Source organism: Actinophytocola gossypii (assembly GCF_025165815.1).
Classification (GTDB): Bacteria; Actinomycetota; Actinomycetes; order Mycobacteriales; family Pseudonocardiaceae; genus Actinophytocola; species Actinophytocola gossypii.
The window spans coordinates 84,772-99,718 of sequence record NZ_JAFFZE010000016.1 but is presented as its reverse complement, the minus strand read 5'-3'; the positions used below and the strand labels follow the sequence as shown (position 1 = coordinate 99,718).

Below are 14,947 nucleotides of genomic sequence, written 5' to 3'. Positions count from 1 at the left end.
CCGATCTGCGTAACCTTGCATGTGTGATTTGCCCGAAGTGCCAGAACACCATGCGCACCGTGGACCGCCAAGGCATCCACATCGACCAGTGCGACAGCTGTCGCGGGATCTTCCTGGATCGGGGTGAGCTCGAGTCGATCCTGAACGCCGAGCGTCAGTACTCCGCCCAGGCCGCGCCGCCGCCGTACCAGCCGGGGCCGGGCGCCCCGCCGCCTCCGCCGCCCCCGCCCGCCGGCGGCGGCTACTACCGGGACTCGCCGCGTGGCTACGGCTACTCCGACTCCCCGCGCGGCTACCACGGCGGGCACGGTGCACACGGTGGCCACCACGGCCACCGGCGCCGCAAGAGCTTCCTGGAGCAGTTGTTCGACTGATCCCCGGGACGCACAGATGAACCCGATGATCTGTGCCGACTGCGGGATCTGGACCGACGAACCGCGGGTCGAGACCGACGCCGCCGGAACGGTTCTCGTCTGCGCCTCCTGTGGGCACCGAGAGCCGTTCCGGCGCCTCCCGCTGTTCGCGCTGACCGGGCCGAGTGGCACCGGCAAGACCACCGTCGGTCGGCTGCTCGTCGACCGGCTCGCCGACCGCTGCGTGGTCCTGGAGCAGGACCTGCTGTGGGTCGGCGCGTTGCGCGATCCCACCGGCGACTCCGCGGCGTTCCGGCAGACCTGGCTGCGCCTCGCGGCCAGCGTCGGCCAGAACGGTCGCCCGGTGGTGCTGTGCGGGACCGTCGCGCCGCCGCAGTTCGAGCACTGGCCGGAGCGCGTGCTCTTCGCCGACATCCACTACCTGGCGCTGACCTGCGCCCCCGAGGTGCTGCGCGCGCGGCTGCGCGCCCGCCCGGCGTGGCGCGGGTGGGACGCCGACCGCATCGAGGAGATGCTCGAGTTCAACGACTGGGTGCTCGCCGAGCACGCGGACACCAAGCCCCCGATGCGCCTGCTGGACACCACGCAGCGCACCGTCGAGGACACCGCCGACGCGGTCGCCCGCTGGGTGTGGGGCCTGCTCGGCGTGTGACCGGACCCACGCCACCAGCGCAAGCACTGCGCTTGCAACTGCTAGCACTCGCGCGTACCGTCGATGGTGTCGCGAGGAGGTGACCACGATGAGTGACCAGGAGCAGTCCGGCGTCACCGGCAGGGTCACCGACCTCGGGCGGGACATCGGCGAGTACATCAAGCAGCAGCGGGCGTCGGCCAAGATCTCGCTGCGGCAGCTGTCCAAGCTCGCCGGGGTGTCCAACCCCTACCTCAGCCAGATCGAGCGAGGCCTGCGGAAGCCGTCCGCGGAGATCCTCCAGCAGATCGCCAAGGGTCTGCGGATCTCGGCCGAGGCGCTGTACGTGCAGGCCGGCATCCTCGATGTCCCGCACGGCGGCCCGGTGGTCGACGCGGTGCGTGCCGACGACGCGCTGACCGAACGTCAGAAGCAGATCCTGCTCGACGTGTACGAGTCGTTCCGCCGAGAGAACGCGACTTCCGAACAGCCCCCAGTGGAGTGAGAGACATGGTTGCCCTGCCCAAGAGTGAGGACGTCCGCAAGGCGAGCGAGCAGGCCGTCGAGGTGCTCCGCACCCCGCTGCTGGCCGCGCTCGGCGCCGGCGACCTGGCCACCCAGGCCGTGCGCGACGCCGTAGGCAAGACCCGCACCCGGGTGAACGACTCGGCCGGCGCCGCCCGTGGTGCCGTCGACGAGCTGCCCCGCGACCTGGCCGGCGTCCGCGACCGCCTCGACCCGGCCGAGCTGCGCAAGCTGGTCGACGAGTACACCGACGCCGCGCAGAAGCTGTACCAGAAGCTGGCCGACCAGGGCGAGGACGCGCTGGACAAGCTCAAGGCCCAGCCGCAGGTCCGCCGCGCGCTGGACCAGCTCGAGGAGGCCATCGCCACCCTGCAGGAGCGGGTCGGCGACGTGGCGGGCGACGCCCGCGAGCTGGCCGACGAGGTGCTGGCCAAGGTCACCCGGCAGACCCGCTCGGTCGGCGAGAAGACCGCCCGGGACGCGCAGAAGGTCGCCGCCGAGGCCGCCGAGACCATCGAGGAGCTCGGCGACGACGTGGCCCACGAGGTGCGCAGCACCAGCCGCAAGGCCGCGAACCGCACCGCGCCGCGCAAGCCCGCGACCACCACCCGCAAGACCAACGGGACCAAGCCGGCCCCCAAGAAGTAGGTCCGCACGCCCGTCACGCCCCGCGTCCGCTTTCGGAGGCGGGGCGTGGTGTGTCTCAAGTGCGTGGTCCGCTGGTCACCCGCTCCGGTGCGCACGTAGTCTGGGGAGGTGCCGTACGAAGCGCTACTGATCTTGACGATCATCGACTGGGCCGCTGTGCCGGTCGGCGTCTTCGCGTTCGTCCACGCCATGATGCAGCGCCCGGACGCGTACCAGGCCATCGATCGGCTCACCAAGCCCGCCTGGCTGGGCATCACCGGCGGCGCCGCGGTGGCGCTGCTGCTGTTCAGCTTCGCCGGTATCGGCTGGATCTTCTGGATCGCCGGGCTGGTCGCGGCGCTCGTCTACATCGTCGACGTACGACCGAGGCTGATCGAGGTGCAGCGCGGCGGGCAGAAGTGGTGAACTGGACGATCGCCGGGTCGCTGACGCCCCAGCCGGCCCTGGACCGCCCCGACCTGCTCGCCGAACCGGTGGCGAAGGCCCTGGCCGCGCTGCCGGACGCCGACCGGATCGCCGCCGTCGAGATCGACCCGGACCTGGCCGACACCGCCGAGTTCTGCGCCGCCTACAACTCGCCGCTGGCCGCGTCGGCCAACTGTGTCGTGGTCGCCGGCAAGCGCGCCGGCGAGGAGCGGTTCGCCGCGTGCCTGGTGCTCGCCACCACCCGCGCCGACGTCAACGGCGTGGTCCGGCGCAGGCTGGACGTGCGCAAGGCGTCCTTCGCGCCGATGGACACCGCCGTGGAGCTGACCGGCATGGCCTACGGCGGCATCACCCCGATCGGCCTGCCGGCGCAGTGGCCGCTGCTGCTCGACCCGGCCGTCGCCGAGGCGCCCGAGCTGGTCATCGGCAGCGGCGTACGCGGCGGGAAGCTCCTGGTGCCCGGCCCGGTGCTGGCCGCGCTGCCCGGCGCGGAGGTCGTCGAAGGGCTCGGGCGCTAGCCACGAGCTAGGTGCAGGCCCGGCGCAGGGCGTCCAGGCGTTCGGTGTTGCGCTTGGCCCACCTGGCCACGATCGACATGTCCTCGTAGCGGTTCTTCTGCACCTCGACGTACGAGTCGGCGATGCCGAGCAGCGAGTTCTTCACGTCCTGGTCGGCCACGTCCTGGGCCAGCTCGCGGAACCGCCGCTCCTTGTCCTCGGCCCTGGCCCGCAGCCGCTCCGGGTCCACCAGCGGGTTCAGGTCGGCGAGGCCCAGCGCCTCCGCGCAGACCGTCGCCTTGTCCTTGACGGTGTTCACCTGGTCCACCGCCTCGTCCACCTCCGCGCAGCCGCCGGCCAGCAGGGCGACCGCGAGCACGGCGACCCCGTACCGGCGGTTCACGGCGTGCGCAGGGCGTCGACGAGCGTGCGGTCGCCGGTGGTGATCGCGGTGCTCGGGCGGTGCCAGGCGGCCCGGTAGACCGCGTCGGCCGTGCCGACCACGGACGCGTCGGTGTCGATCTCGTCGGCCGGGCCGATCACCGGTACCCCGCCCGGAGTCAGCTCCACCAGCCACGCGCGGCCCGCGTCGGCGGCGTGGAACAGCACGGTGCCCTCGACGTCCGGCAGCTCGCGGGCGAGCCGGCGCGGGACCATCAGCACCAGCAGCTCGTCGATCCCGTCCGCCGCGAACGCGGGTTCGAACACCAGCGAGGGCACCGCGTCCGCCCGGTCCGAGCCGGCGGCGGCGTGTTCGGCGTCGAGCCGGTGGATCGCGGTCTCGTGCGCCTGCCGCCGTGCCCAGAACGCCGCCGTGGACGCGGACGTCGGGTCGAACACCCACGCCGGAGCGTCCGGCCCGGCGGCACGCAGCCCGTCCACCATGGTGGCCAGCTGCTCGTCGAACCAGCCGAGCAGCTCGTCCCACGGCTCGGGCGCCTGGTCCGGGTGCAGGCGCTCCGACTCCGGCGGGGCCACCAGCGACTTGCACACCCAGTTGTAGACCTTCGCCAGGTGCCGGACGAGCTTGTGCACCGTCCAGTCCTGGCACGTCGGCACCGGCGCGTCCGGTCCGGCGCTCACCGCCGCCGCCCGAAACGCCCCCGCCTGCCCCTCGACCTCCGCGACGTACCCACCGAACTCCACCCCACGACCCTAACCGAGTGCGAGGCTCCCTTCGTCGCGTTGAGCGCGACGAAGGGAGCCTGCACCGCATCAGTCCAGGCGGGTGCGGGCGAACTCGGCCATGGCGGCGCGCAGGAACTCCGCGAGCCGAGGGTCGGTCCGGTCGAAGTTCTCCCGGAACCTCGGGTCGTCGGCGTAGAGGTCGCCGAGACCGGTGTAGGACTCCCGGTTGGGCGTCCACATCCCGCTGATCCACCGGTGGTGGCCCTCGATCACGGCCTGGGTCTCCGGATCCGTCGGCTGGTGCCCGGCGTCGATCAGGTCGACCAGCGCACCGAGCTGCTCGGCCCACTTCCGGCCCTCGGTCCGCTGCCACTCCTCGGCACTGCCGACCTTCGCGTTCGCGGCGTCGACGTGCTCGGCGCCCCAGCGCTGCCTGGCCTCCTCCTGGAGGGCCTCCTGCCGGTCCGGGTCGAAGCCCTCGAACCAGTGGTCCATCGACTTGGTACTCATGTTCTCACCTCCTTCCAGCTCGTCGATCGTGCGCGCGACGGTGTCGGCCAGGCGCTGGAACCGGTCCCGCTCGGCGAGCAGCCACGAGTGGTGCATCCGCAGTACCTCGCCGCGCTCACGGCCCCGGTGCACGATCTCCGCGATCGCGTCCAGGCCGACCCCCAACTCGCGCATGACGAGGATCTGCTGCAGCCGCACCAGCTGTTCCTGCTCGTAGTAGCGGTACCCGTTCGCGCCGACCCACGCCGGCGGCAACAGGCCGATGTCGTCGTAGTGCCGCAGGGTCCGTGACGTCACCTTCGACATCCGGGCCACCTGCGCGATCGACCAAGCCATGCCCACTACGGTAGAAGTTGACGTAACGTCAAGGTCAAACCCGATTCGGTGTGGTACCAACCACGGTGTGACGGACCGACTCACGCCGGCCAGGGCGAGCCTGATGGGCCTCGCGGTCGGCGACGCGCTGGGCGAGGCGCTGGACACCACCGGCCTGGACCTGCCCCCGGCCCCGTGGCACTGGACCGACGACACCGAGATGGCCTGCTCGGTCGTGCACGTGCTGGCGACCCGCGGCCACCTCGACGCCGCCGCGCTCGCCGACAGCTTCGTCGCCCGCTACGACGAGGCCCGCAACTACGGCCCCGGCGTCGACGCGATGATCCGCGAGGTGTCCCGCCGCGGCGTGTCGCTGGCCCGGCTGGCGACCGAGACGTTCGGCGGCGACGGCTCCTGGGGCACCGGCGCCGCGATGCGGGTCGCCCCGCTCGGCGCCTGGTACCACGACGACCCCGAGCTGGCCGCCCGCGAGGCCGTCGCGTCCGCCGAGGTCACCCACACCCACCCGGAGGGCGTCGCCGGCGCGGTCGCCACCGCGGTCGCCGCGTCGCTGGCCGCCGCCGGCGCGACCGCCGCCGACCTGCTCGACGAGGTACTGCACCGCACCCCGACCGGCAAGGTCTACGACGGCCTGCGGGACGCCGCCGACCTGGCGGACGCGTCCGCCGGGGAGGCCGCCGCCACGCTGGGCGACGGCGCCCGCCGCAGCGCCCCGGACACCGTGCCGCTCGCGCTCTGGGTCGCCGCCCAGCACCTCGACGACTACGCCGCCGCGGTGCGCGCGGCGGCCCCGGTGGCCGACGACGTCGACACGGTCTGCGCGATCGTCGGCGGCATCGTCGCCGGCCGGCTCGGCGAGTCGGCCATTCCGGCCCAGTGGCGCCAGGCGTGCGAGCCACTGCCCGCCTGGATCCGACATCACCCGTGACAGGATCTCCCCGTGACCTGGTTGATCTGGGTGTTCGGGACCCTGCTGCTGCTGGCGGCCGGGTTCGGCGCGACCTACCTGCCGCGCCGGCGTGCCCGCGACCTGGCCGACCGCACCGCGTGGTCGAGCGCACGGGCGGCGATCGAGTCGGCCGAGGTGAGCCGGGACGCCTGCCCGGACGGGGTCGTCGAGGCCGAGCGGCTGCTGGCGCTGGCGGCGGGCCTGGCCGCGGCGGGCGGTGGCGCCGCCGTCGCCGACGAGGCCCGCGAGCACGCCGAGCGCGCCGACCACCTGTGGCGGGCGGCCGCCGGTGAGTGAGCAGTGAGCGAGCACTGGCCGAGGCTGCGCTGGCTGCTCCTCGGCGTCGCCGTCGCGCTGCTGGTGGTCTACCTCCTCGCGCAGCGGCAGAGCGTGGACGTCAGCTACGGGCAGTCGCCGGCCGGGGGGAACGCCGTCGAGGAGGGGTCCGCCGGGGAGCTGTCCGGCGCGGACGTCCCGTCGGTCGAGGCGATGGAGGGGATGCTGCGCCGCGACCGGGTGGTGCGGCTGCCGGGTTCGATCGCGCACTGGGACCCCGAACGGGTCGACGCCGCCGCGGCCGGTGACGACGTGCGCATCCTCGTCGCCCCACCCGGTCTGGCCGAGGACCAGCGGGACCGGGTGAACGACGTGTCGAACGCGACCGCCGTGGTGCTCGGTACCGAGGTCACCGGTGGCGGGTACCAGGTGAGCGGCGACGACCTGCCGTCCTGGCGCGCGCAGTTCGCCACCGCCGACGTCACCAACCAGCTGGTCGCCCTGCTGCACGCCCTGCGCGACGCGGAGATCCCGGACGACGAGGACACCTTCAGCTGGCGCGCGCCGACGAGCGCCGAGCTGGCCGCCGTCGCGGCCGACCTGCGCGCGAGCGGCCTGCACGTCGCCGAGGGCGCCACCCTCGACGAGGTGCCGGACAACGCGGACGCCGCCCATGACGGCGCCGATGACGCCGCCCTGTTCGCGGTGTTCCCCAGGCAGCCGTTCGGCGAGCCGGTGCCGGAGTACGGGCCCGCGCTCGCCGAGCTGTTCCCGGACACCGGGATCTACGTGATGTACGGCGACTGGGTGGAGTACCACGGGCCGCTGGCCGCCGACTTCGCCGACGTCGTCGGCGCGAGCTTCTACGGCCAGTTCGGCGACCGGCTGAGCCGGTTCGCCTACCCGCAGGGCAACGTGCTGCGCGCGTACCTCGACCGGGTCACCGACGTCCGGTACGCCGGGCTGTTCGACCGCCCGCTGCCGTACCAGCCGTTCGACCCGCTGCGGGTGACGTTGCCCGCGCTGCCGTGGCTGTTCGCCGCGTGCGTGCTCGGGTTCCTGCTGCTGTCGGCCCGTCCGGTGCTCGGCCGGGCCCGCGGCCCCCGCCGCCCGCCGGCCAGGATCGCCGCGCTGACCACGCTCGCGATCGAGCTGTCGGCGCTGTCCCACCACGCGGCGCTGGTGCGCGCGATCGGCAAGCTCCAGGCGGCACGCGAGGCGCTCGCCGACGACCTGCCGGACCGGCAGGTGCGGCGGCTGGTCGACGCCGCGGAGTCCGAGCTGGACACCGCAGCCACCGCCCTCGGCCGGGCCGACTACCGCCCCCGCGTCTACCTGGCCGGGGGGATCTCGTGAAGGGGCTCTTCGGCACCGCGTACGGGCTGTCGGTGCTCGGCTGCCTGGTACTGGCCGGCTGGGCGCTGTTCACCGGCGGGATCCTCGACGGCGAGGTGGCCCGCGAGGTCCGCACGACCTCGGTGTACGCGGCCGAGGAACTCGGCATCGACGAGCGGGCCGCCGAGCGGATCATCGGCAACCGCAGGCTCGTCGTGATCCTCCAGGAGCCGGGCGCCGACCTCCGCGAGACCTGCGATGACGTCCAGGGTGCCGCCGACGACAACGTGATCCTGCTGCTCAGCCACGACGGCGACGAGTACGACACCTACGGCTGCGCCCAGCTCGGCGACGAGGACGAGAACCTCGGCGACCGCGTGGTGGCGGACACCGTGATCTCGAACGGCGTCGACTCGTTCGTCGACGACCCGCTCAGCGCGCTCAAGGTGGTCGCCGTCAACTACGACCTCCTGGTTCGCGCCGGCATCGTGCCGGACGGTGCGCGCACGATCAGCCCGTCCCTGCCGAGGTACCTGATCGCCGGCACCGCGGTGGCCGCCGTCCTGGTCGCGGCCTCGGTGGCCTACCTCGGTGCCCGCCGGGCCGGCCGCTCGGCCGCCGAACGCCGGGAACGACGCGACTCGGCCGAGGACGAGCGCACCGCGCTGAGCGCGCGGTCGGCGGTCCTGGCCCAGGAGATCATCGCCCTGGACCGCCGCTTCCACGGCCGGAACGCCGGCAAGGCCGAACGCCGCTACCGGAGCCTGGCCGCCGAGTACGCCGACCTCGTCGGCGACATCGCGGACGCCGACGAACACGACCAGGTCGACTCCGGCCTCGCCCTCCGGGTGGAGAGCCTGATCATCAGCTGCCGCGAGCTGTCCGACGCGCAGGAACGGAAGCGGAAGAAGAGGAAGCGACAGCGCGCCAAGCGAGGGTGAGCTCGCCGAGGCGCCTGCGCCGGTGGGTGTCCAGCACCGGCCAGCCGCGTTCGGCCAGCAGCCGCACCGTCTCCACCCAGCGGGCCCGCGGACCGAACGGGGTCAGCGGCGCCGCCGTCGCCCAGCACCGGTCGAGCGCGGTGAACAGCGCGTACACCGGCTCGCCCGGGACGTTGCGGTGGATCAACGCCTTCGGCAGCCGCTCGGCCAGGTCCGACGGCCGCTCCAGGTCGCCCGGTCGGCAGGCGAGGGTGAACGTCCTCGGGCCGTCCGAGTCCAGGGTGATCCAGCAGCAGCGTCGCCCCAGCTCGTCGCAGGTGCCCTCGACCAGCACGCCGCCGGGCGCGAGCCGGCCGAGCATCGTCGCCCAGGCGTCGGCGACCTCGTCCTCGGTGTACTGCCGCAGCACGTTGAACGCCCGCACCAGCACCGGCCGCGTCCCGGCCAGCTCGAACCCGCCGCGGGCGAAGTCGAGCCGCGGCGGGTCGGCGGCCGGGCGCGCGGCGGCCACCCGGTCGGCGTCCAGCTCCAGCCCCAGCACCCGCACGTCCGCGCGCACGGTGGCGAGCCGCGCGGCCAGCTCGACCGTGGTGACCGGCGAGGCGCCGTACCCGAGGTCGACCGCCAGCGGGTCGTCGGCGGTCCGCAGCGCCCGCCGGACGGCGTGGTCCCCGGTCAGCCACCGGTCCACCCGGCGCAACCGGTTCGGGTTCGTGGTGCCCCTGGTCGGCGAGCCGACCGGGCTCAGCCGCGCTCGGCCAGCCACTTCTCGGTGAACTCGGCCTCCGTCGCCAGCAACTTGGTGACCTGCTCGACGACGACCTTCTCCAGCTTCCCGCCGACCAGCGGGATGCTCACCCGCACCTCGGCCCGCACCACCAGCAGGCTCTCGCCGCCGTGCTCGCCCAGCCGGGACTGCCCCCGGATCGACCCGGGTACCCCGCTGATCGAGACGCTGGTCTCGGCCGCGTACCGGGACCCGTCCGGCCGCCACCGCTCGGCCCGCTCGACGACCAGGTCGCCGCCGAGGACCGAGCGGGCCGCGCTCGGCAGCCGCTCGGCGTCGACCCCCTGCCGGAGGGTGAACGCGACCGCGTCGCCGGTGCGGGTGTGGTCGAGCAGGGCCGCGTCCTTCCCGCCGATCGCGCGCAGGCGATCGGTGAGGAACCCCTCGTCGACCAGCGTCGAGTAGACCGTGTCGACCGGCTGGGGGTAGGTGGACCGGTGCTCCAGGCTGCGTGCCATGCGACGGAGGTTACCGTTGGAGCCCATGACCAGCCTCCCCCTCGGTGCGGACGGGGTCACCGACCGCGCCGCGGTCCCCCTGTCCGGCTACACGACCCTGCGCTTGGGCGGGCCCGCCGCCCGCTTCGTCTCGGCCGCGTCCGCCGAGGAGGTCGCGGCCGCGGTCAGAGCGGCGGACCGGCGCGGCGACCGGGTGCTGGTACTCGGCGGCGGCTCGAACCTGGTCGTCGGCGACGAGGGCTTCGACGGCACGGTCGTGCGGGTCGGCAACCACGGCAACAAGATCGACGCCCTGGGCGATGGCCGGGTGGCCCTGACCGTCGAGGCGGGCGAGGACTGGGACACCGTGGTCTGCCGCACGGTCGAAGCGGGCCTGGGTGGCCTGGAATGCCTGTCCGGCATCCCCGGCTCGGTCGGCGCGACCCCGGTCCAGAACGTCGGCGCGTACGGCGTGGAGGTCGGCCAACACCTGATCTCGGTGGACCTGCTGGACCGCGCGAGCGGCGAGATCCGCACCCTGGGCGTCGACGAGCTGGGCCTCGGCTACCGCACGTCGGTCCTCAAGGGCAACGAGCGCGCCGTGGTCCTCCGCGTCCGCTTCGAACTGGCCGACGGTGGCCTCTCCGCCCCGATCCGGTACACCGAGCTGGCCCGCGTCCTCGGCGTGCGCCAGGGCAAGCAGGTCCCGGTCGAGCTGGCCCGCGCGGCCGTGCTCGAACTGAGGCGCGGCAAGGGCATGGTCCTGGACGAGTCCGACCACGACACCTGGAGCGTCGGCTCGTTCTTCACCAACCCGATCGTGCTGGACCGCGACCTGGCCGCCGTCCGCGCCCGCATCACCACCCGCCTCGGCCCGGACGTGGCGGTCCCCCAGTACCCGGCGGGTCCCGGCGCGTCCAAACTCTCCGCCGCCTGGCTGATCGAACGCGCCGGTTTCGCCAAGGGCTACCGAGGCCCAGGCGGCCGCGTCACCCTGTCCGGCAAACACACCCTCGCCATCACCAACCGAGGCACGGCGACCACCGCGGATCTACTGACCCTGGCCCGCGAGATCCGCGACGGCGTCCACACGTGCTTCGGCGTCGACCTCCACCCCGAACCCGTACTCGTCGGCTGCACCCTCTAGGAGACGCGATGGATGTGGTACCGACCAAGCTCGAGTCGTTCGACGACCGCCTGAAACTCTTCGGCGACGACCTGTTGGAGCGCCTGCACACCGGCTCCAAGTGGACCGAGGGTCCGGCGTACTTCGCCGCCGGCAGGTACCTCCTGTGGAGCGACATCCCGAACGACCGCGTCCTTCGCTGGGACGAGACGACCGGCCAGGTGGGCGTCTTCCGCCACCCCGCCGGTTACGCCAACGGCCACACCATCGACGCCCAGGGCCGCCTGGTCTCGTGTGAACAGGGCAACCGCCGCGTGACCCGCACCGAACACGACGGCTCCATCACCGTCCTGGCCGACCGGTTCGACGGCAAACGCCTCAACAGCCCCAACGACGTGGTGATCGCCGCCGACGGAGCCGTCTGGTTCACCGACCCGTCCTACGGCATCGACAGCGACTACGAAGGCGTCCGCGCCGAGTCCGAGATCGGCGCCTGCAACGTCTACCGAGTCGACCCGGCAACCGGCGAAGTCCACGTGGTAGCCGACGACTTCGACCGCCCCAACGGCCTGGCGTTCTCCCTCGACCAACGCCACCTGTACATAGTGGACAGCCGCCGCAGACACCTACGCGCCTTCGCCGTGCACGCCGACCGCCTGTCCGGCGGCGAGGTGATCGCCGAGTCCCCCTCCGGCCAGTTCGACGGCATCCGCCTCGACGACCAGGGCCGCATCTGGGCCGCCGCGGCCGACGGCGTCCACTGCCTCCACGCCGACGGCACCCTGCTCGGCCGCATCACGGTCCCCGAGGTCGTGTCGAACATCTGCTTCGGCGGCCCCAAACGCAACCGCCTGTTCATCACGGCCAGCACCTCGGTCTACACCCTGCTGTTCAACATCAACGGTGCCCGGCCCCGGCCGTGATCCATCGTCACGTCCTCTGGCCGAAGACGTAGTGCCGGTTGCCGGAGGGATCGTCGAAGCCGGGGTTCGCCGCGAGGTACTCGGCGACGCTGGGCACCAGATACATCGGCCCGGCGGCCTTGCCCGACGTCGGCACCATGAGCCGCACCGAGGTGTCCGGCTGCGCGTAGGCGATGGTCAGGTCGCCGTCCCGCCACGCCTCCGTCGTGCCGAGCGAGCCGCGATAGAACGCGTCCGCCTCGGTGAGGTCCCACACGGGTACATAGAGGTATTCATGATTCCTCCGGAACGTATCGCCGCAGCGGTGCCCGGCCCGATCACCACAACACCTGGACCCCTGCCAGGGTCTGGAACGCCTCGTCCGCTGTCGCCAGCGGCAGAGACTCCACCATGCACTGCGCGGCGATCATGCGGTCGAACGGATCTCGATGGTCCCACGTCATGGATCCCGCGAGGAGGCTGTGCTCGTCGCCGACGGCAACGCTGTGCACCGCGAGCCGCGCGAGGTGCTGCCGATAGGCCCGTACCAGTACCTCGGCCTGTGGCAGTTTCCCCAAACGTTGCTTCGTCGCGATTTCCCAGGCCGAGGCCGCGGATACGAACAGTTCCGTGCGCCGGTCGGCGACCAGCTCGTGGACCGGCGCGGACAGTCGGACCGGCTCGGTCAACGCCCACAACAGCACGTGCGTGTCGAGCATCAGCCGGCGCGGCGTCATGCCTCCCACGCCGCCAGCTCGTCCTCGGGCAGCGGCTCGTGGAACGAGTCAGGAACGTGATAGGGCACGAACCCCAGCTCCCTTTCCGGCGGCTCCTGAACCGGGATCAATCGAGCCACAGGGACGTCTCCGCGCGCGATGACGACTTCGTCGCCCCGCTCGACGTCGGCCAAGATGGCGGACAACCGCGTCTTGGCCTCCTGCACCTTCACCGTCCGCCGCATACAATCAAACCTACTTGGTCAGGCTTGGTTGGTCAACCTTGGTCTACCTACCCCGCGGCGTGACGCCGACCCGGCCTTCGACGGGTTCTGGCACCTGCCTTCCAGCAAGCTCGACGCCCGGCGAGTCGGTGCTTTCACGCCGCGGCCCGGGAAGCCGAGGAGGAGGTCGGCGTGCTGGTCGAACCGACCGACCTCCGACACACCCACACCATGCACGTCAACGGATCCCAGTGGCTCGGCGAGCCGACCAACCGTGAACCCGGCAAGTGCACCGCCGTCCGCTGGTTCCCCTTTGAACAGCTCCCGGCGCGAACCATCGACTATCCCGCCGCCGGGATCCACGCCTTCCGTGCCGGCGTGGCGTTCAGTACCCGAGGCTGGAGCGACCTCACCCCCGAGGCCTGACCAGCCCCGCGTCGTAGGCGAACACGATCGCCGCCGCCCGGTCCCTGGCCCCGAGCTTGTTGAACAGCCCACCCACGTGCGTCTTCACCGTCGTCTCGGCCAGGTTGAGCTGGTCGGCGATCTCCCGGTTGGACGCTCCGCGCGCCATCAGGCGCAACACGTCCAGCTCGCGGTCGGACAGGGCGCCGACCCGGTCGGCGTACCGGCCCGTGGGGCGGGTGAGCTGGCGGTACGAGTCGAGGATCGGCCCCAGCAGCGTGCCGTCGATCCAGCTCCCCCCGGACGCCACCGTCCGCACCGCCTCGATGAGGTTCTCCGGGGTCGCGGACTTCAGCTCGAACCCGGCGGCGCCGGCGTCGACCGCCGACCACAGCACGTCCTGGTCGCCGAACGTCGTGAGGATGCAAACCGGGGGACCATCGGCCGCGCGCAACCGCCGGGTCGCCTCGACGCCGTCGGTGCCGGGCATCCGCACGTCCATGCACACCAGGTCGGGCGCGCAGCCCGCCACCGCGTCGACGATGTCGTCACCGTCGTCGCGTTCGCCGACCACCTGGATGTCCGGCTGGCTGCGCAGGATCAGCCCGAGCCCGGCACGCACCATGGGCTGGTCGTCGACGAGCAGTACCCGGATCACGTCCGCGTCCCGGTCAGCTGGCGGGGCAGCCGCGCCTCGACGACCCAGCGGGCCAGGTGCGCCTTCGCCCGGAACGTCCCGTTGACCGCCGCCACCCGGTGTTCCAGCCCGGTCAGGCCGATCCCGGTTCCGGCGGGCCGCAACCCGAGCGCGTTCTCGACCCGCACCGTCACGCTGTCGGGGTTGACGTCGATGCGGATCCTGGCCGCCGGGACCGACGCGTGCTTGGCGACGTTCGTGAGGGCCTCGCGCAGCACGTCCTGGAGCACGATCCGGGGCGCCGCCGACAGGTCGTCGACGTCACCGGTCACGTCGAGGGTGATGCGCATCCCCGCGTCGCGGTAGCTCGCCAGCAGGTGGTCCAGCTCACGCCGCTCCGGCGGGGCCGGCGTATGGGTGCCCTCGCGCATGAGCATCAGCGCCTGACGCAGCTCGTCCATGCCGCGGCGGCCGACGGTCTCCGCCTGCCGCAGCGCGTCGGCGGCCTCGGCGGGCGACGACGTGAGGTTCATCCGCGCCCCGGCGAGGTGGAGCAGCACGACGCTGAAACTGTGCCCCACCAGGTCGTGCAGGTCCCGCGCGATCCGCTGCCGGTCCTCGGCGACCGCGGTCTCCGCCAACTTCGTCCTGGTGCGCTCCAGCTCGTCGATCAACGCCCACTGCTGGCCGACCCCGTGCCCGAACACCCAGCCGATCAGCAGGCCGCTGAACCAGATCCAGGCCCCGACCCCGCGGTGCCACTCGGTCGTGTCCAACAACCAGATCAGGAACGGCGACAGCAGGCACAGCGCCATCACGACCGTGTCGACCCGGCTCGTCCGCCCGGCCGCCGCCACCGCCAGCGCGGTGATCACCACGAGGTAGGCGCTCTCGGTCACCACCGCCGCGTCGCCGATGACGGTCGGGATCAGCACCCACGCGAGCAGCAGCCAGCCCGGCATCGTCCGCCACACCGCCCGCACGATCAGCGCCGGCGCCATCAGCAGCGCCAGGATCCAACCCCAGTCCCAGGTGTAGGCGAGGTTGAGCACCGCGAACCCCGTGCCCAGCACGGCCGCCCCGACGACGAACCCGTCGCGGTCACGCAGCAGCGAGCGCATGCCAGAAATATACGGA

Annotated in this window: 23 protein-coding genes; 13 read left to right on the top strand and 10 right to left on the bottom strand. The window is 72.6% G+C overall.

Annotated features, from left to right (window positions below):
• Positions 1 to 23 precede the first annotated feature (23 nt).
• The 6 genes from JT362_RS21745 to JT362_RS21720 all read left to right on the top strand — a co-directional run bounded on the left by JT362_RS21745 (position 24) and on the right by JT362_RS21720 (position 3,122).
• Complete coding sequence (locus JT362_RS21745) at positions 24 to 374, top strand: TFIIB-type zinc ribbon-containing protein (protein ID WP_260193401.1); 351 nt, start codon at positions 24 to 26, stop codon at positions 372 to 374.
• Between the two features lie 25 nt (positions 375 to 399).
• Positions 400 to 1,026, top strand: a complete 627-nt coding sequence (locus JT362_RS21740) for an ATP-binding protein (RefSeq protein WP_260193823.1) — start codon at positions 400 to 402, stop codon at positions 1,024 to 1,026.
• An 88-nt stretch (positions 1,027 to 1,114) separates the two neighbouring features.
• Complete coding sequence (locus JT362_RS21735; protein ID WP_260193400.1) at positions 1,115 to 1,510, top strand: helix-turn-helix domain-containing protein; 396 nt, start codon at positions 1,115 to 1,117, stop codon at positions 1,508 to 1,510.
• A gap of 5 nt (positions 1,511 to 1,515) precedes the next feature.
• The gene (locus JT362_RS21730; protein WP_260193399.1) at positions 1,516 to 2,178 is read left to right on the top strand and encodes a hypothetical protein; all 663 of its coding nucleotides are present in this window, start codon (positions 1,516 to 1,518) and stop codon (positions 2,176 to 2,178) included.
• Between the two features lie 108 nt (positions 2,179 to 2,286).
• The gene (locus JT362_RS21725) at positions 2,287 to 2,583 is read left to right on the top strand and encodes a DUF2516 family protein (protein WP_260193398.1); all 297 of its coding nucleotides are present in this window, start codon (positions 2,287 to 2,289) and stop codon (positions 2,581 to 2,583) included.
• Positions 2,577 to 3,122, top strand: coding sequence for a YbaK/EbsC family protein (locus tag JT362_RS21720; RefSeq protein ID WP_260193396.1), 546 nt, complete (start codon positions 2,577 to 2,579; stop codon positions 3,120 to 3,122). Before JT362_RS21725 ends, JT362_RS21720 begins: the two co-directional genes overlap by 7 nt.
• A gap of 7 nt (positions 3,123 to 3,129) precedes the next feature.
• Here JT362_RS21720 and JT362_RS21715 read toward each other — a convergent pair whose 3' ends face one another.
• The 3 genes from JT362_RS21715 to JT362_RS21705 form a co-directional block, all read right to left on the bottom strand.
• The gene (locus tag JT362_RS21715) at positions 3,130 to 3,504 is read right to left on the bottom strand and encodes a DUF8711 family protein (protein ID WP_260193395.1); all 375 of its coding nucleotides are present in this window, start codon (positions 3,502 to 3,504) and stop codon (positions 3,130 to 3,132) included.
• Entirely contained in the window at positions 3,501 to 4,247 is a 747-nt protein-coding gene (locus tag JT362_RS21710) for a maleylpyruvate isomerase N-terminal domain-containing protein (RefSeq protein WP_260193394.1), read from the bottom strand. Before JT362_RS21710 ends, JT362_RS21715 begins: the two co-directional genes overlap by 4 nt.
• A gap of 69 nt (positions 4,248 to 4,316) precedes the next feature.
• On the bottom strand, positions 4,317 to 5,075 hold the full coding sequence (locus tag JT362_RS21705; protein WP_260193393.1) for a MerR family transcriptional regulator: 759 nt from the start codon (positions 5,073 to 5,075) through the stop codon (positions 4,317 to 4,319).
• A gap of 67 nt (positions 5,076 to 5,142) precedes the next feature.
• Here JT362_RS21705 and JT362_RS21700 point away from each other — a divergent pair, with 67 nt between their 5' ends.
• The 4 genes from JT362_RS21700 to JT362_RS21685 are packed head-to-tail and all read left to right on the top strand — an operon-like array spanning position 5,143 to position 8,576.
• Positions 5,143 to 6,003: an ADP-ribosylglycohydrolase family protein gene (locus tag JT362_RS21700; RefSeq protein ID WP_260193392.1), complete on the top strand. Its 861-nt coding sequence runs from the start codon at positions 5,143 to 5,145 to the stop codon at positions 6,001 to 6,003.
• Positions 6,004 to 6,015: 12 nt separating this feature from the next.
• A complete protein-coding gene (locus JT362_RS21695) occupies positions 6,016 to 6,321 on the top strand; it encodes a DUF6403 family protein (RefSeq protein ID WP_260193391.1) in 306 nt (101 codons plus the stop codon).
• Between the two features lie 3 nt (positions 6,322 to 6,324).
• A complete protein-coding gene (locus JT362_RS21690; protein ID WP_260193390.1) occupies positions 6,325 to 7,656 on the top strand; it encodes a hypothetical protein in 1,332 nt (443 codons plus the stop codon).
• The gene (locus JT362_RS21685) at positions 7,653 to 8,576 is read left to right on the top strand and encodes a hypothetical protein (protein WP_260193388.1); all 924 of its coding nucleotides are present in this window, start codon (positions 7,653 to 7,655) and stop codon (positions 8,574 to 8,576) included. Before JT362_RS21690 ends, JT362_RS21685 begins: the two co-directional genes overlap by 4 nt.
• Here the strand turns inward: JT362_RS21685 and JT362_RS21680 are convergent.
• Together JT362_RS21680 and JT362_RS21675 are read right to left on the bottom strand one after the other, a co-directional pair.
• Positions 8,500 to 9,342, bottom strand: coding sequence for a class I SAM-dependent methyltransferase (locus JT362_RS21680; RefSeq protein ID WP_260193387.1), 843 nt, complete (start codon positions 9,340 to 9,342; stop codon positions 8,500 to 8,502). The genes JT362_RS21685 and JT362_RS21680 overlap by 77 nt on opposite strands.
• Complete coding sequence (locus tag JT362_RS21675; RefSeq protein ID WP_260193386.1) at positions 9,321 to 9,821, bottom strand: DUF2505 domain-containing protein; 501 nt, start codon at positions 9,819 to 9,821, stop codon at positions 9,321 to 9,323. Before JT362_RS21675 ends, JT362_RS21680 begins: the two co-directional genes overlap by 22 nt.
• 25 nt (positions 9,822 to 9,846) lie before the next feature.
• Here JT362_RS21675 and JT362_RS21670 point away from each other — a divergent pair, with 25 nt between their 5' ends.
• Both JT362_RS21670 and JT362_RS21665 read left to right on the top strand, forming a co-directional pair.
• A complete protein-coding gene (locus JT362_RS21670) occupies positions 9,847 to 10,947 on the top strand; it encodes a UDP-N-acetylmuramate dehydrogenase (RefSeq protein WP_260193384.1) in 1,101 nt (366 codons plus the stop codon).
• An 8-nt stretch (positions 10,948 to 10,955) separates the two neighbouring features.
• Positions 10,956 to 11,849 (top strand): SMP-30/gluconolactonase/LRE family protein, encoded by an 894-nt coding sequence (locus tag JT362_RS21665; RefSeq protein ID WP_260193382.1) that lies wholly within the window; start codon positions 10,956 to 10,958, stop codon positions 11,847 to 11,849.
• Between the two features lie 7 nt (positions 11,850 to 11,856).
• Here the strand turns inward: JT362_RS21665 and JT362_RS21660 are convergent, their stop codons facing one another.
• The 3 genes from JT362_RS21660 to JT362_RS21650 form a co-directional block, all read right to left on the bottom strand.
• Entirely contained in the window at positions 11,857 to 12,105 is a 249-nt protein-coding gene (locus JT362_RS21660) for a hypothetical protein (RefSeq protein WP_260193380.1), read from the bottom strand.
• A 61-nt stretch (positions 12,106 to 12,166) separates the two neighbouring features.
• A complete protein-coding gene (locus JT362_RS21655; protein WP_260193379.1) occupies positions 12,167 to 12,565 on the bottom strand; it encodes a type II toxin-antitoxin system VapC family toxin in 399 nt (132 codons plus the stop codon).
• Positions 12,562 to 12,789, bottom strand: a complete 228-nt coding sequence (locus tag JT362_RS21650; RefSeq protein WP_260193377.1) for a type II toxin-antitoxin system Phd/YefM family antitoxin — start codon at positions 12,787 to 12,789, stop codon at positions 12,562 to 12,564. The genes JT362_RS21655 and JT362_RS21650 overlap by 4 nt, the downstream gene beginning before the upstream one ends.
• 171 nt (positions 12,790 to 12,960) lie before the next feature.
• Here JT362_RS21650 and JT362_RS35440 point away from each other — a divergent pair, with 171 nt between their 5' ends.
• A complete protein-coding gene (locus JT362_RS35440) occupies positions 12,961 to 13,194 on the top strand; it encodes an NUDIX hydrolase (protein ID WP_311202737.1) in 234 nt (77 codons plus the stop codon).
• Here the strand turns inward: JT362_RS35440 and JT362_RS21640 are convergent.
• Positions 13,178 to 13,831 (bottom strand): response regulator transcription factor, encoded by a 654-nt coding sequence (locus JT362_RS21640; protein WP_260193376.1) that lies wholly within the window; start codon positions 13,829 to 13,831, stop codon positions 13,178 to 13,180. The genes JT362_RS35440 and JT362_RS21640 overlap by 17 nt on opposite strands.
• Positions 13,828 to 14,931, bottom strand: coding sequence for a sensor histidine kinase (locus tag JT362_RS21635; protein WP_260193375.1), 1,104 nt, complete (start codon positions 14,929 to 14,931; stop codon positions 13,828 to 13,830). Before JT362_RS21635 ends, JT362_RS21640 begins: the two co-directional genes overlap by 4 nt.
• Positions 14,932 to 14,947: the final 16 nt, after the last annotated feature.

Excerpts from the sequence above, each read along its gene's own strand:
- JT362_RS21665 (WP_260193382.1), top strand. The coding sequence starts at position 10,956 with ATGGATGTGGTACCGACCAAGCTCGAGTCGTTCGACGACCGCCTGAAA.
- JT362_RS21635 (WP_260193375.1), bottom strand. The coding sequence starts at position 14,931 with ATGCGCTCGCTGCTGCGTGACCGCGACGGGTTCGTCGTCGGGGCGGCC.
- JT362_RS21730 (WP_260193399.1), top strand. The coding sequence starts at position 1,516 with ATGGTTGCCCTGCCCAAGAGTGAGGACGTCCGCAAGGCGAGCGAGCAG.
- JT362_RS21650 (WP_260193377.1), bottom strand. The coding sequence starts at position 12,789 with ATGCGGCGGACGGTGAAGGTGCAGGAGGCCAAGACGCGGTTGTCCGCC.
- JT362_RS21705 (WP_260193393.1), bottom strand. The coding sequence starts at position 5,075 with ATGGCTTGGTCGATCGCGCAGGTGGCCCGGATGTCGAAGGTGACGTCA.
- JT362_RS21675 (WP_260193386.1), bottom strand. The coding sequence starts at position 9,821 with ATGGCACGCAGCCTGGAGCACCGGTCCACCTACCCCCAGCCGGTCGAC.
- JT362_RS21735 (WP_260193400.1), top strand. The coding sequence starts at position 1,115 with ATGAGTGACCAGGAGCAGTCCGGCGTCACCGGCAGGGTCACCGACCTC.
- JT362_RS21670 (WP_260193384.1), top strand. The coding sequence starts at position 9,847 with ATGACCAGCCTCCCCCTCGGTGCGGACGGGGTCACCGACCGCGCCGCG.
- JT362_RS21740 (WP_260193823.1), top strand. The coding sequence starts at position 400 with ATGATCTGTGCCGACTGCGGGATCTGGACCGACGAACCGCGGGTCGAG.
- JT362_RS21655 (WP_260193379.1), bottom strand. The coding sequence starts at position 12,565 with ATGACGCCGCGCCGGCTGATGCTCGACACGCACGTGCTGTTGTGGGCG.